We start from the raw sequence: 13,313 nt of genomic DNA, 5'->3' as shown, positions 1-13,313 counted from the left end.
CTACCAGAGCAACAATCGCCACCCTAGATGAGTCAAGGTGTGACGGGAGTTAAGACGTGTGCGCTTCTGATCTCCTACGGACCGCACTCGTAGGCTGGCGGTGAGCGCCAGCGAACCCCAGCAATTACCCGTTAGCCAGCGTCCGCAAGGCCTCCGCCGTCGCCTGATCCCCCGGAAAGAACGTCTCCAGCGCCAGCTCCTGCAAGGTCACGTCCACCGGCGTGCCGAAGATCGTCGTCGTGCTGATCAGGTTCAGCTCGCCGCCCGGCGTGCGCAGGCGAAGGGGCACGGCGATGCCCAGCACTTCGCCCTCCAGCCGCGTGAGGTCCGCGCCGGGCGGCACGGGGTAGCCGCGCAGCTCCTGCTCCAGCGCCTGCAGCTGCGGGTCGCCGGTGGCGTGCACCTGCTGGCGCAGGCGCTCGAACAGGTGGTGGCGCCACTGGCCCAGGTTGACGATGCGCGGCGCGAGTCCCTGGGGGTGCAGGCTGAGGCGCAGCACGTTGAGCGGCGGCTGCAGCAGCGCGGCTTCCAGGCCGGCCAGCAGCTGCGGCACCACCGCGTTGTGCGCCACCAGGTTCCAGTGCCGGTCGATCGCCAGGGCCGGGTAGGGCTCGTGGCTGCGCAGGATCAGCTGCACGGCCTCGCGCGCGGCCGCCAGCGCCGGATCGTCCAGCGCCCGCTCGCGGTACATGGGCGCGTAGCCGGCCGCCACCAGCAGCGCATTGCGCTCGCGCAGCGGGATGTCCAGGCGTTCGGCCAGGCGCAGCACCATCTCGCGGCTGGGCGCCGAGCGGCCGGTCTCCACGAAGCTCAGGTGGCGCGTGGAGATGTCGGCTTCGCTCGCCAGCTCCAGCTGGCTCATGCGGCGGCGCTGGCGCCAGCCGCGCAGGTGCTCGCCGAAGGGGCGCAACTGCGAGGCGGGCGGGGCGAGGGCGATGTCCATGCCGCGATGGTAGAGCCGCGGCCGCCCGGGCCTGCGGGCGAGCGGGTTTCGTCCATCTTGTATGCTGGCAGGTCCCGGCGCGCACCGCGCCCTTTCCCCGCATCCCTCCGCTCCCATGACCCGCGTTTTCAACTTCAGTCCCGGTCCCGCCACCCTGCCCGAACCCGTCCTGCGCCAGGCCGCAGCGGAGATGCTGGACTGGCACGGCAGCGGCATGTCGGTGATGGAGATGAGCCACCGCGGCAAGGAGTTCATCGCCATCCACGAGCAGGCCGAGGCGGCGTTGCGCGAGCTGATGGCCATCCCGGCGAACTACAAGGTCCTGTTCATGCAGGGCGGCGCCATCGGCGAGAACGCCATCGTGCCGATGAACCTGATCGGCGCCACCGGCCGGGCCGACTACGTGCTGACCGGCGACTGGTCGAAGAAGTCGTACAAGGAAGCGCAGACCTACGGCACCGTCAACGTGGCGGCGACCGGCGAGGCCTCGAAGTTCACCGCGATCCCGAAGCTGGCGCAGTGGAAGCTCGACCCCGGCGCGGCGTACGTGCACATCTGCTCCAACGAGACCATCGGCGGCGTGCAGTTCCACTGGACGCCCGACACCGGCAAGGTGCCGCTGGTCGCGGACATGTCCTCGGACATCCTGTCGCGCCCCATCGACGTCTCGCGCTATGGCCTGATCTACGCCGGCGCGCAGAAGAACATCGGGCCCTCGGGCCTCACCATCGTGATCGTGCGCGAGGACCTGCTGGGCCACGCCCTGCCCATCACGCCTTCGGCCTTCAACTACAAGATCCAGGGCGACGCCGGCTCCATGTACAACACGCCGCCCACGTATGCGATCTACATCGCCGGGCTGGTGCTGCAGCACGTGAAGGCGCTGGGCGGCATGCCGGCGGTGGAGGCGCACAACCGCACGAAGGCGAAGCTGCTGTACGATTTCCTCGACGGCAGCAGCTTCTTCCGCAACCCGGTCGCGCCCGAGGACCGCTCGCTGATGAACGTGCCCTTCTGGCTGAAGGACGACGCGCTGAACGATGCCTTCCTGAAAGGCGCGCAGCAGCGCGGCATGGTGCAGCTCAAGGGCCACCGCTCCGTGGGCGGCATGCGCGCCTCCATCTACAACGCCATGCCGCTGGAAGGCGTGCAGGCCCTCGTGCAGTACATGAAGGATTTCGAGCGCGAACATGGCTGACGCGCCGGCTTTCGGGATCCTGGTCCTCAACCAGATCTCGGAGGCTGGTCTGGCGCGGCTGCCCGCGTCCCGCTACCGTGTCGGCAAGGACGTTCCCGCGCCCGACGCCATCCTGGTCCGCTCCGCCGACCTGCACGCGATGGCGATCCCGCCCTCGGTGCGCGCCGTCGCGCGCGCCGGCGCCGGCACCAACAACATCCCCGTGGCCGCGCTCAGCGCGCGCGGCATTCCCGTCTTCAACGCGCCGGGCGGCAACGCCAACGCCGTGAAGGAGCTGGTGCTGGCCGGCATGCTGATGGCCGCGCGCCACCTGGCCGGGGCGCAACGCTTCGTGGCGGACCTCGACCCCGGCGCAGCGGACCTCCCGCGCCGCATCGAGGAGGGCAAGAAGGACTTCGCCGGCTTCGAGCTGGCCCGCCAGGTGCTGGGCGTGATCGGCCTGGGCAAGGTGGGCTGCCTGGTCGCCGACGCCGCCATCAAGCTGGGCATGGAGGTGCTGGGCTACGACCCGGAGATCACCGTCGACGCCGCCTGGAGCCTGCCCTCGCAGGTACAGCGCGCCAACAGCGTCGAGGAGGTGCTGCAGCGCGCGCGCCTGGTCACGCTGCACGTGCCGCTCGTTCCCGCCACGCGCCACCTCGTCGACGCGGCGCGGCTGCGCCTGATGCGCGAGGACGCGGTGCTGCTGAACTTCTCGCGCGAAGGCGTCGTCGACGATGCCGCCGTGGTCGCCGCGCTGGAGGCCGGCCAGCTGGGCAGCTACGTCTGCGACTTCCCGCACGCCGCGATCCTGCGCCATCCGCGCGTGATCGCGCTGCCGCACCTGGGCGCCTCGACGCGCGAGGCCGAGGACAACTGCGCCGTGATGGTGGCCGACCAGCTGCGCGACTTCCTCGAGCACGGCAACATCCGCAACGCGGTCAACTTCCCCGAGGTGGCGATGGGCCGCGGCAGCGCCTGGCGCGTGGGCATCGCCAATGCCAACGTGCCCAACATGGTGGGCCAGATCTCCACGGCCATGGCGCAGGCGGGGCTGAACATCCACAACATGGTCAACAAGTCGCGCGGCGAAATGGCCTACACGCTGGTGGACGTCGACAGCGCCGTCGCCCCGACTGTGCTCGACGCCATCGCGGCGATCGAGGGCGTGCTGGCGGTGCGCTACCTGCCCGCGCCCGCCCCCGGGTCCGCGTCTGGCGGCACAATGACGCAAAGCAACAACGAGAGGTCGAGCAGATGACGCATCCCTTCGCCCATACCCTCCAGAGCTTCAAGGCCGGCCCGGGCCGGCAAGGCAAGTTCTACTCGCTGCCGGAGCTCGCGCGTTCCCATCCCAACGTCCGCCGCCTGCCCGTCTCGATGCGCATCGTGCTCGAGTCCGTGCTGCGCAACTGCGACGGTCGCAAGGTGACCGCCGCGCACGTGGAGCAGGTCGCCAACTGGCAGCCCAACGCCGAGCGCACGAGCGAGATTCCCTTCACCGTGGCGCGCGTGGTGCTGCAGGACTTCACCGGCGTGCCGCTGCTGGCGGACCTGGCCGCGATGCGCAGCGCGGCGCAGCGCCTGGGCAAGGACGTCGGCCGCATCGAGCCGCTGGTGCCGGTGGACCTGGTCGTGGACCACTCCATCATGGTGGACTTCTACGGCCGCAAGGACGCCATCGACCTGAACATGAAGCTGGAGTTCCAGCGCAACCGCGAGCGCTACCAGTTCATGAAGTGGGGCATGCAGGCCTTCGAGACCTTCGGCGTCGTGCCCCCCGGCTTCGGCATCGTGCACCAGGTGAACCTGGAATACCTCGCGCGCGGCATCCACCAGCGCGACGACGGCGTGTGCTACTTCGACTCGCTGGTCGGCACCGACAGCCACACGACGATGATCAACGGCATCGGCGTGGTCGGCTGGGGCGTGGGCGGCATCGAGGGCGAGGCGGCCATGCTGGGCCAGCCGGTGTACTTCCTCACGCCGGACGTCGTCGGCTTCGAGCTCACGGGCAAGCTGCGCGAGGGCTGCACGGCCACCGACCTGGTGCTGACCGTCACCGAGCTGCTGCGCAAGCACAAGGTCGTGGGCAAGTTCGTCGAGTTCTTCGGCGAGGGCACGCGCAGCCTGGCCGTGCCGGACCGCGCCACCATCGGCAACATGGCGCCCGAGTACGGCGCCACCATGGGCTTCTTCCCTGTCGACGAGCGCACGCTCGACTACTTCGAGGGCACGGGCCGCAGCAAGGACGAGATCAAGTACCTGGAAGCCTACTTCCGGGCCCAGGAGATGTTCGGCGTGCCCATGCCGGGCGAGGTGGACTATTCCACCGTCGTGCGCCTGGACCTGGGCGACGTGACGCCCAGCCTGTCCGGCCCCAAGCGGCCGCAGGACCGCATCGACATCGGCAAGGTGGCGAGCACCTTCCGCACGCTGTTCTCCAAGCCGACTTCGGAGAACGGCTTCAACCAGGCGCCCGAGCTGCTGCAGACCCGCCATCTGGTGGACCGGCCGAGCAAGTCCCACCCCGACGAGGACCGGCCGCTGCCGGCGGACAACCCGCCGATCCCGATCGCCGCGCCCCGCTTCGAGATGGAGATGGAGGCCAACAAGCCGACGCCGCCTTCGGCCGCGACGATCTCCGTCACGGACCGCGAAACGGGCCCCGTCACCATCGGCAACGGCGACGTGCTGATCGCCGCCATCACCAGCTGCACCAACACCTCCAACCCCGGCGTGATGCTCGCGGCCGGCCTGCTGGCGAAGAAGGCGGTCGAGAAGGGCATGCGGGTCAAGCCGCACATCAAGACCTCGCTGGCGCCCGGCTCCCGCATCGTCACCGAGTACCTGCGCGAGGCGAAGCTGCTGCCCTACCTGGAGCAGCTGGGTTTCTCGCTCGCCGGCTACGGCTGCACCACCTGCATCGGCAACTCGGGCGACCTCGCGTCGGAGATCAACGAGGCGATCAACCAGAGCGACCTGGTCTGCGCCGCCGTCCTCTCGGGCAACCGCAACTTCGAGGCGCGCATCCACCCGAACATCAAGGCCAACTTCCTCGCCAGCCCGCCGCTGGTGGTGGCGTATGCGCTCGCGGGCACGGTGCTGAAGGACCTCATGACCGAGCCGGTGGGCCAGGGGGCGAACGGGAAGGACGTGTACCTGGGCGACATCTGGCCTTCGACCGACGAGGTCCACAAGCTGATGAAGTACGCCATGAACGGCAAGGCCTTCCGCGCCAACTACGGCAAGGTGAAGACCGAGCCGGGCGCGCTGTGGCAGGGCATCCCGGGCGTCTCGGGCGACACCTACGACTGGCCGCCCAGCACCTACATCGCCGAGCCCCCCTTCTTCGAGGGCTTCACGCTGGAGCCGCCCGCCGGCGCCGGCGCGCAGGCGAGCGGCACGGGGGCGGCGGTGACGATCCGCGACGCGCGGATCATCGGCCTGTTCGGCGACTCGATCACCACCGACCACATCTCGCCGGCCGGCGCGATCAAGGACACCTCGCCGGCCGGGCGCTGGCTGCTGGAGAACGGCGTGCAGAAGCCGGACTTCAACAGCTACGGCTCGCGCCGCGGCAACCACGAGGTGATGATGCGCGGCACCTTCGCCAACGTGCGCATCAAGAACCTGATGCTGCCGCCGCGCGCCGACGGCTCGCGCGAGGAGGGCGGCCTGACGCTGTGGCACGGCCCCGGCGGGCAGAAGGAGAAGATGTCCATCTACGACGCCGCGATGAAGTACGTGGCGGAAGGCCGCCCCACCGTCGTCTTCGCCGGCGAGGAATACGGCACCGGCTCCTCCCGCGACTGGGCGGCCAAGGGCACGCAGCTGCTGGGCATCAAGGCCGTCGTCGCGCGCAGCTTCGAGCGGATCCACCGCAGCAACCTGGTGGGCATGGGCGTGCTGCCGCTGCAGTTCCAGGGCGACATGAGCTGGCAGTCGCTGGGGCTCACCGGCGAGGAGACGGTCGACATCGAGACCGACCCGCAGCTGCGGCCCCAGAGCCAGGCGGCCCTGGTGATCCGGCGTCCCGACGGCAGCAGCCAGGAAGTGAAGCTGGTGCTGCGCATCGACACGCCCATCGAGGTGGACTACTACCGCCACGGCGGGATCCTGCCCTACGTGCTGAGGCAGTTGCTCGTGGCGTGAACCTGGAGATCCTGATCGCGGGCGGCGGCATCGCGGGGCTCGCGACGGCGGTGGCCGCGCGGCGCGCCGGCTGGGAGGCGCGCCTGTTCGAACAGGCCGGACGCTTCGAGGAATTCGGCGCGGGCCTGCAGCTCGGCCCGAATGCGACGCGCATCCTCCAGGAATGGGAGCTGCTCGGGGGCGACCTGCGCCAGCAGGCCGTGGCGCCGCCGCGGCTGCGCGTGCGCGACGGCGCCGACGGCGCCGAGCTGGGCGTGCTGGAACTCGGCGAAGCCTTCCTGCAGCGCTACGGCGCGGCCTACCTCACCGTGCACCGCGCCGACCTGCAGGCGGCGCTGCTGGCCGCCGCCCGCGCGGCCGGCACGCGGCTGCACACCGACAGCCGGGTGCAGGGCGCGGAGGAGCGCGCCGACGCCATCGCGCTGCGCACCGACGCGCCGCGGGAGGTGGAAGGCGATGCGCTGGCCGCCGCCGACGGCGTGTGGAGCGTGCTGCGCGCCGCGGTCGCCGGGGACGGCGAGCCGCAGCCGACAGGCCATCTCGCCTACCGCGGTCTCGTGCGCCAGCAGGACCTGCCAGTCGCGCAGCGCAGCGACGAGGTCACGGTGTGGCTGGCGCCGCGCATGCACCTCGTGACCTATCCGGTGCGCGGCGGCGAGTGGCTCAATGCCGTGTGCGTCGTGGAGGGCACGCAGACGGGCGATCCGCGCAGCTGGGACCACGCGGCCTCGCGCGCGCAGCTGGACGCGGCGCTCGGGCCGGTGTGCGCGTCCGTGCGCGAGCGCGTCGCGGCGATCGCCGACTGGCGCCTGTGGGTGCTGCACGCGCGTCCGCCGGTCGCGTCGCCCGACCAGATGGCCCGGGGCCGCATCGCGCTGCTGGGCGACGCGGCGCACCCGATGCGCCCCTATCTCGCGCAGGGCGCCGGCATGGCGATCGAGGACGCGCGCGAACTGCAGCGCGTGCTGTCGGTGGCCGACGAGGTGGTGATCGACGTGCCCACGGCCTTGCGCCGGTATGCGCTGAACCGCTCCGAGCGTGTGGCCAGGGTGCAGGAACGCTCGGAGCGCAACGGCACGATCTTCCACGCGACGGGGGCGCTGCGCCTCGCGCGCAACGCGGCGCTGCGCACGCTGGGTGCGCGCTTGCTGGACCAGCCTTGGCTATATGGGTGAAGGTCAGAGATCCGTCCGCAACTGCCAGATCTCCGGAAACAGCACCACGTCCAGCATCTTGCGCAGGTAGCTCACGCCACCGGTCCCGCCGGTGCCGCGCTTGAAGCCGATGATGCGTTCCACCGTGGTCACGTGGCGGAAGCGCCAGAGGCGGAAGGCGTCTTCCAGGTCGGTCAGTTCCTCGCCCAGCTGGTACAGGTCCCAGTGCGCTTCCGGCGCGCGGTACACCGTCAGCCACGCCTGCTCCACCTCCTTGCTCGCGGTGTAGGGCTGCGTCCAGTCGCGCTCGAGGTGCGATGCAGGAACGGCCAGGCCGCGCCGCGCGAGCAGCCGCAGGGCCTCGTCGTACAGCGAGGGCGCCTCGTACGCCGCCTGCACCACGGCCAGGCGCTCCGCATGGTGCTCGTGCGGCTTGAGCATCGCCGCGTTCTTGTTGCCCAGGCGGAACTCGATGCAGCGGTACTGCCAGCTCTGGAAGCCGCTGGAGCTCGCCAGGTAGGGGCGGATCGCGCTGTATTCCGCCGGCGTCATGGTCGCCAGCACGTCCCAGGCGTGCACCAGCTGCTCCATGATGCGCGACACGCGCGCCAGCATCTTGAAGGCGGGCGGCAGCTCGTCGCGGGCGATGCAGGCGATGGCGGCGCCCAGCTCGTGCAGCATCAGCTTCATCCACAGCTCGCTGGTCTGGTGCTGCACGATGAACAGCATCTCGTTGTGGTCGGGCGAGAGCGGCTTCTGCGCCTGCAGGATCGCGTCGAGCTGCAGGTAGTCGCCGTAGCTCATGGCGCGGCTGAAATCCAGCTGCGCCTTCTCGGCGTGGACGATGGCTTCGGGGTTCTCGGTCTTCATCTCAGGTGACGGCGTGCTGGCGGTTGAATTCCGGGCGGCGCCACTCCTGCTCCGCCAGCACCTGGCGCAGGTGTTCGGCGGCGCGCCACACGTCCTCGAAGCGCAGGTACAGCGGCGTGAAGCCGAAGCGCAGGATGTCGGGCGTGCCGGCGCGGAAGTCGCCGATCACCCCGCGTGCGATCAGCGCCTGCACGATCGCGTAGGCGCCCTCGGCGCGCGTGAGCGAGACCTGCGAGCCGCGCCGCGCGTGTTCGCGCGGGGTGGCGAGGCCGAGGCCGTGGCCGGCGCAGCGCTCCTCCACCAGCGCGATGAACAGGTCGGTGAGCGCCAGCGACTTGCGCCGCAGCGCCGCCATGCCGCCTTGCGGCTGCGCCGCGAGCACGGTGTCCAGCCCGCAGTCCAGCGCCGTGAGGCTCAGGATGGGCTGCGTGCCGCAAAGATAGCGGGCGATGCCGGACGCGGGCCGGTAGTCGGGCGTGAAGGCGAAGGGCGCCTCGTGGCTCCACCAGCCGGAGAGCGGCTGCCAGCAGCGGTCCGCGTGGCGCGGGTGCACCCACAGGAAGGCCGGCGCGCCGGGGCCGCCGTTGAGGTACTTGTAGCCGCAGCCGACGGCGAAGTCGGCGTCGGCGCCGTGCAGGTCCACTTCCACGGCACCGGCGCTGTGGCAGAGGTCCCAGACCGCCAGGGCGCCGGCCGCGTGCGCCGCCTGCGTGAGCGCGCGCATGTCGTGCATCGCGCCGGTGCGGTAGTTGACGTGCGTGAGCATCAGCACCGCCGTGCGCTCGTCCAGAGCCGCCGGGATGTCCTCGGCCTCCAGCAGCTGCAGCGTGAAGCCGCGCTCGCGGCACAGGCCTTCGGCGATGTAGAGGTCGGTCGGGAAGTTGGTGCGCTCGCTCACGATGTTGCGGCGCGCGGGGGCATCCGCGGCGACGATGGAGAGCGCGGCGCTCAGCACCTTGAACAGGTTGATCGAGGTGCTGTCGGTGGCCGCCACCTCGCCGGCCCGCGCGCCGACCAGCGTGGCGATGCGGTCGCCGACGCGGCGCGGCAGCTCGTACCAGCCGGCGCTGTTCCAGGAGCGGATCAGCCCTTTGCCCCATTCCTCGCGCATGGCGCGCGCCACCCGCTCCGGCGCGGCTTTCGGCAGCGGGCCCAGCGAATTGCCGTCGAGGTAGATCACGCCCTCGGGCAGCGTGAAGAGGTCGCGCAGCGGCGCGAGCGGATCCCCCGCATCGAGCGCGCGGCAGTCCTGCAGCGTGGTCATGGCAGTTCCCTCAGCACGGCGCGCACCGGAGAGGCATCGGCCGTCATCAGTTTCAGGGGCAGGGCGATCAGCTCGTAGTCGCCCTCGGGCACGGCGTCGAGCACCAGGTTCTCCAGCACGCGCAGGCCGCGGCGGCGGATCACCTGGTGGCTGGGAAGCTGCTTGCTGTCGGCCGGGTCGATGCTGGCGGTGTCGATGCCCACCAGCTGCACGCCCGCGTCGGCGAGCCGCTCGACCGTCCCCGGCGCGAAGGCGGCCAGCTGCGGATCCCAGCGGTCCACCGGCGCGCGCTCGTAGGTGCGCACCAGCACGCGCGGCGGCAGCGCTTCCACCGCATGCGCGAGGTGCTCCCAGGTGACGAGCGGGCCGCGGGCGATCGCATGGATCACGCGGCAGTGGCCGAGGTAGGGCGCGAGGTCCAGCGCGCCGACGGCGCGGCCCTGCGGGTCGTAGTGCAGCGGGGCGTCGGCGTGCGCGCCCACGTGCGGCGAGAGCGTCAGCGTGCTGACGTTCACCGGGCAGCCCGGCGCGATGCTGGCGGCCCATTGCTGGCGGTACGGCGTGTCGCCGGGGAAGACGGGCGCGCCTTCCTGCACCGGCGGCGAGATGTCCCAGAGGCGTGGCATGCGGGGCAGTGTGCGCCGCTGTTTCGGCCCGTGGTGTCGGTTGCTTCCAACACCGCGCAAAAATCCTTGAGGCCTAAAGCATCTCCGCGGCCAGGGGCGGCAGGCCGTGGCGAGCGCGGGCGCGCCGGCAGGCGTCGCTGCCGGGCTCCAGCTCGCGGCAGGGGTTGGGGCGCCACTCGTAGATGCCGCAGGCGGCCCGCTCGCCGATGCGGCCGGTGAGCGCCGCGCAGCGCACGGGCTGGTGGTCGGTGCCGCGCATGCGCCAGGTGCGGACTGTCACCTCGACGGCGAGCCCGGCCGGCACGGTGCCGCCGAGCGCCTCCAGCTCCTCGGCGGCGAAGTCGACGCGGAAGGCGGCGCAGCAGGCGCCGCAGCGCAGGCAGGGATGGTCGGGGACGGACGGCGGCATGGGCGGGTCAACGCGAGCAGCGGCGGGTGCGTTGCGGGTTGACTGTATGTAAATACAGTGATCCGCCACTCGCTTCAGGAGGCTTCATGGAACTGCAGATCGCACGCCAGATTATCGAGACCCTGGCCCAGGGCATCCACCCGGTCACCGGGGAGGCCATGCCCGACGACAGCCCTTACAACGCGCCGCCGGTGATCCGCGCGCTGCACGTCGTCGCGCGCGCGCTCGACGAAGCGCCTGCCGCAGCGGACGGGCCCGCGCGCCCGCGCCGCAGCCCGCCGCCCAACGCCGGCAAGGCCTGGACGGGCCAGGAAGACGCCGCGCTGGAAACCGCTTTCGACGCGGGCATCCCGCTGAAGCAGGTCGCGCAGGAACTCGGGCGCACCGCCTTCGCGGTGGAGCAGCGGCTGGTCAAGCTGGGCAAGGTCGCGGCGCCGGCGGGCGGCGGCCGCTACGGGAGCAGCGCGGCGGCCGCGAACTGAATCAGTCCACCACCCGCCCGAGCAGGAGGTACTCCATGAGCGCCTTCTGCACGTGCATGCGGTTCTCCGCCTCGTCCCACACCACGGACTGCGGGCCGTCGATCACCTCGGCCTCGACTTCCTCGCCGCGGTGCGCCGGCAGGCAGTGCATGAACAGCGCGTCGGGCTTGGCCACCCGCATCATGTCGCGGTCGACGCACCAGTCGGCGAAGGCCTTGCGGCGCTCCTCGTTCTCGGCCTCGAAGCCCATGCTGGTCCACACGTCCGTGGTCACCAGGTCCGCGCCGCGGCAGGCTTCCATGGGGTCGCGGAAGACCTTGTAGCTGTCGGCGCTGCGGATGCCGGCCACGGCCTGGTCCACCTCGTAGCCGGTGGGCGTGCTCACGTGCACGGTGAAGCCCAGGAGCTCCGCCGCCTGCAGCCAGGTGTTGGCCATGTTGTTGCCGTCGCCGACCCAGGCCACGACGCGTCCCTTGATGGACCCGCGGTGCTCGATGAAGGTGAAGATGTCCGCGAGGATCTGGCAGGGGTGGAACTCGTTGGTCAGCCCGTTGATCACCGGCACGCGCGAGTGCTCGGCGAAGCGCTCCAGCTTGTCCTGCCCGAAGGTGCGGATCATCACGAGGTCCACCATGCGGCTGATCACCTTGGCGCTGTCCTCGATGGGCTCGGCGCGTCCCAGCTGGCTGTCGCCGGTGGTGAGGTGCACCACCGAGCCGCCCAGCTGGTACATGCCGGCCTCGAAGCTCACGCGCGTGCGCGTGGAGGCCTTCTCGAAGATCATGGCCAGCGTGCGGTCCGCCAGCGGGTGGTATTTCTCGTAGTTCTTGAACTTGCGCTTGATGACGGCCGCCCGCTGGAACAGCCACTCGTGTTCGGCGGTCGTGAAGTCGCTGAACTGCAGGAAGTGCTTGATCGGTGTCGTCATGCGGCCAGGAACTCCTTGACCAGCGGCGCCAGGATGGCGACCACCTCGTCGGCCTGCTGCTCGGTCATGATCAGCGCCGGCAGCAGGCGCACGACGGTGTCCGCCGTGACGCTGATCAGCAGGCCGGCCTCGGCCGCGCGCTGCGTCAGCACGCCGCAGTTCTTCGCCAGCTCCACGCCGATCATCAGGCCCTGGCCGCGGATCTCGACGACGCCCTTGAGCCCGCCGATCTCGCGCGCCAGCGCGCCCTTGAGGTGGGCGCCCACGCGCGAGGCGTTCTCCAGCAGCCCGTCCTCTTCCATGATGCGGATCGTCTCGACGCCGGCGCGCATGGCCAGCGGGTTGCCGCCGAAGGTCGTGCCGTGGTTGCCCGGCTGGAAGATGTCGGCGGCCTTCGGGCCGGCCACCACCGCGCCGATCGGCACGCCCGAGCCCAGGCCCTTGGCCAGCGGCATCACGTCGGGCACGATGCCGGCCCACTGGTGCGCGAACCACTTGCCGGTGCGGCCCATGCCGCACTGCACCTCGTCGATCATCAGCAGCCAGTTCTTCTGGTCGCACAGCTCGCGCACCTTCTGCAGGTAGTCCGCCCGCATCTGGTTGATGCCGCCTTCGCCCTGGATGGTCTCGAAGAACACGGCGACCACGTCCTTGTTGCCGTCGGTCGCCTTGCGCAGCGCATCGATGTCGTTCAGCGGCACGCGGATGAAGCCCTCCACCAGCGGACCGAAGCCGGCCTGCACCTTCTCGTTGCCGGTGGCCGAGAGCGTCGCGATGCTGCGGCCGTGGAACGCCTTCTCGTACACGACGATCTGCGGCCGCTCGATGCCGCGGTCGTGCCCGTACTTGCGCGCCAGCTTGATCGCCGCTTCGTTGGCCTCCAGGCCGGTCGAGCCGAAGAACACGTTGGTCATGCCCGCCAGCTGCGCCAGCTTGGCCGCCAGCTTCTCCTGGTTGGGCACGTGGTAGTAGTTGCAGCTGTGGATGATCTTCGCGACCTGGTCCTGCAGCGCGGGCACCAGCTTGGGGTGGTTGTGGCCGAGCGTGTTGACGGCGATGCCGGCCAGCGCGTCGAGGTAGCGCTTGCCATTCACGTCCCAGACGTAGCAGCCGTCGCCGCGCTCCAGGGCGATCGGCAGCCGGCCGTAGGTGTTCATGGTGTGGGGCGATGCCGCCTCGATCTGGGCCATTGCGCGCTTCCTCGTCTTCGCAAATGAAATCGGCTCAACGAGCGGGGTGCCACAGGTGAGCCGTTGGAGCACGATTGTAGGCACACGGCCCGGCGCCTTTGCTTGAGAATTCCGC

General features: G+C 70.6%; 12 protein-coding genes. 5 read left to right on the top strand and 7 right to left on the bottom strand.

Annotated elements, in window-relative coordinates; all coding sequences use genetic code 11:
• Positions 1–124: 124 nt before the first annotated feature.
• On the bottom strand, positions 125–943 hold the full coding sequence (locus ACY0MJ_RS09615) for a helix-turn-helix domain-containing protein (protein WP_462638177.1): 819 nt from the start codon (positions 941–943) through the stop codon (positions 125–127).
• Positions 944–1,058: 115 nt separating this feature from the next.
• Here ACY0MJ_RS09615 and serC point away from each other — a divergent pair, with 115 nt between their 5' ends.
• The 4 genes from serC to ACY0MJ_RS09595 are packed head-to-tail and all read left to right on the top strand — an operon-like array spanning position 1,059 to position 7,450.
• Entirely contained in the window at positions 1,059–2,141 is a 1,083-nt protein-coding gene (gene serC / locus ACY0MJ_RS09610; RefSeq protein WP_462638176.1) for a 3-phosphoserine/phosphohydroxythreonine transaminase, read from the top strand.
• Positions 2,134–3,381, top strand: coding sequence for a phosphoglycerate dehydrogenase (locus tag ACY0MJ_RS09605; RefSeq protein WP_462638175.1), 1,248 nt, complete (start codon positions 2,134–2,136; stop codon positions 3,379–3,381). Before serC ends, ACY0MJ_RS09605 begins: the two co-directional genes overlap by 8 nt.
• Entirely contained in the window at positions 3,378–6,275 is a 2,898-nt protein-coding gene (locus tag ACY0MJ_RS09600) for an aconitate hydratase (RefSeq protein WP_462638174.1), read from the top strand. Before ACY0MJ_RS09605 ends, ACY0MJ_RS09600 begins: the two co-directional genes overlap by 4 nt.
• Complete coding sequence (locus ACY0MJ_RS09595; RefSeq protein ID WP_462638173.1) at positions 6,272–7,450, top strand: FAD-dependent monooxygenase; 1,179 nt, start codon at positions 6,272–6,274, stop codon at positions 7,448–7,450. Before ACY0MJ_RS09600 ends, ACY0MJ_RS09595 begins: the two co-directional genes overlap by 4 nt.
• A 3-nt stretch (positions 7,451–7,453) precedes the next feature.
• Here ACY0MJ_RS09595 and kynA read toward each other — a convergent pair whose 3' ends face one another.
• From kynA to ACY0MJ_RS09575, 4 genes are all read right to left on the bottom strand, one after another.
• Complete coding sequence (gene kynA / locus ACY0MJ_RS09590) at positions 7,454–8,299, bottom strand: tryptophan 2,3-dioxygenase (protein ID WP_462638172.1); 846 nt, start codon at positions 8,297–8,299, stop codon at positions 7,454–7,456.
• A 1-nt stretch (position 8,300) separates the two neighbouring features.
• A complete protein-coding gene (gene kynU, locus ACY0MJ_RS09585) occupies positions 8,301–9,563 on the bottom strand; it encodes a kynureninase (RefSeq protein ID WP_462638171.1) in 1,263 nt (420 codons plus the stop codon).
• Entirely contained in the window at positions 9,560–10,189 is a 630-nt protein-coding gene (kynB, locus tag ACY0MJ_RS09580) for an arylformamidase (protein ID WP_462638170.1), read from the bottom strand. The genes kynU and kynB overlap by 4 nt, the downstream gene beginning before the upstream one ends.
• Before the next feature lie 73 nt (positions 10,190–10,262).
• The gene (locus tag ACY0MJ_RS09575; protein ID WP_462638169.1) at positions 10,263–10,598 is read right to left on the bottom strand and encodes a YkgJ family cysteine cluster protein; all 336 of its coding nucleotides are present in this window, start codon (positions 10,596–10,598) and stop codon (positions 10,263–10,265) included.
• A gap of 86 nt (positions 10,599–10,684) precedes the next feature.
• On the opposite strand from ACY0MJ_RS09575, the gene ACY0MJ_RS09570 reads away from it, so the two are divergent.
• Entirely contained in the window at positions 10,685–11,080 is a 396-nt protein-coding gene (locus ACY0MJ_RS09570) for a hypothetical protein (RefSeq protein ID WP_462638167.1), read from the top strand.
• A gap of 1 nt (position 11,081) precedes the next feature.
• Here ACY0MJ_RS09570 and argF read toward each other — a convergent pair whose 3' ends face one another.
• Both argF and ACY0MJ_RS09560 read right to left on the bottom strand, forming a co-directional pair.
• Complete coding sequence (gene argF / locus ACY0MJ_RS09565; protein WP_462638166.1) at positions 11,082–12,008, bottom strand: ornithine carbamoyltransferase; 927 nt, start codon at positions 12,006–12,008, stop codon at positions 11,082–11,084.
• Positions 12,005–13,198 (bottom strand): acetylornithine/succinylornithine family transaminase, encoded by a 1,194-nt coding sequence (locus ACY0MJ_RS09560; RefSeq protein ID WP_462638165.1) that lies wholly within the window; start codon positions 13,196–13,198, stop codon positions 12,005–12,007. The genes argF and ACY0MJ_RS09560 overlap by 4 nt, the downstream gene beginning before the upstream one ends.
• Between the last annotated feature and the right edge of the window lie 115 nt (positions 13,199–13,313).

Source organism: Ramlibacter sp. bp-362 (assembly GCF_054956735.1).
This window is presented reverse-complemented; position numbering and strand designations above follow the sequence as displayed.

Coding starts and splice junctions, on each gene's coding strand:
- ACY0MJ_RS09615 (WP_462638177.1), bottom strand. CDS start 943: ATGGACATCGCCCTCGCCCCGCCCGCCTCGCAGTTGCGCCCCTTCGGC.
- serC (WP_462638176.1), top strand. CDS start 1,059: ATGACCCGCGTTTTCAACTTCAGTCCCGGTCCCGCCACCCTGCCCGAA.
- ACY0MJ_RS09605 (WP_462638175.1), top strand. CDS start 2,134: ATGGCTGACGCGCCGGCTTTCGGGATCCTGGTCCTCAACCAGATCTCG.
- ACY0MJ_RS09600 (WP_462638174.1), top strand. CDS start 3,378: ATGACGCATCCCTTCGCCCATACCCTCCAGAGCTTCAAGGCCGGCCCG.
- kynA (WP_462638172.1), bottom strand. CDS start 8,299: ATGAAGACCGAGAACCCCGAAGCCATCGTCCACGCCGAGAAGGCGCAG.
- kynU (WP_462638171.1), bottom strand. CDS start 9,563: ATGACCACGCTGCAGGACTGCCGCGCGCTCGATGCGGGGGATCCGCTC.
- kynB (WP_462638170.1), bottom strand. CDS start 10,189: ATGCCACGCCTCTGGGACATCTCGCCGCCGGTGCAGGAAGGCGCGCCC.
- ACY0MJ_RS09575 (WP_462638169.1), bottom strand. CDS start 10,598: ATGCCGCCGTCCGTCCCCGACCATCCCTGCCTGCGCTGCGGCGCCTGC.
- ACY0MJ_RS09570 (WP_462638167.1), top strand. CDS start 10,685: ATGGAACTGCAGATCGCACGCCAGATTATCGAGACCCTGGCCCAGGGC.
- argF (WP_462638166.1), bottom strand. CDS start 12,008: ATGACGACACCGATCAAGCACTTCCTGCAGTTCAGCGACTTCACGACC.
- ACY0MJ_RS09560 (WP_462638165.1), bottom strand. CDS start 13,198: ATGGCCCAGATCGAGGCGGCATCGCCCCACACCATGAACACCTACGGC.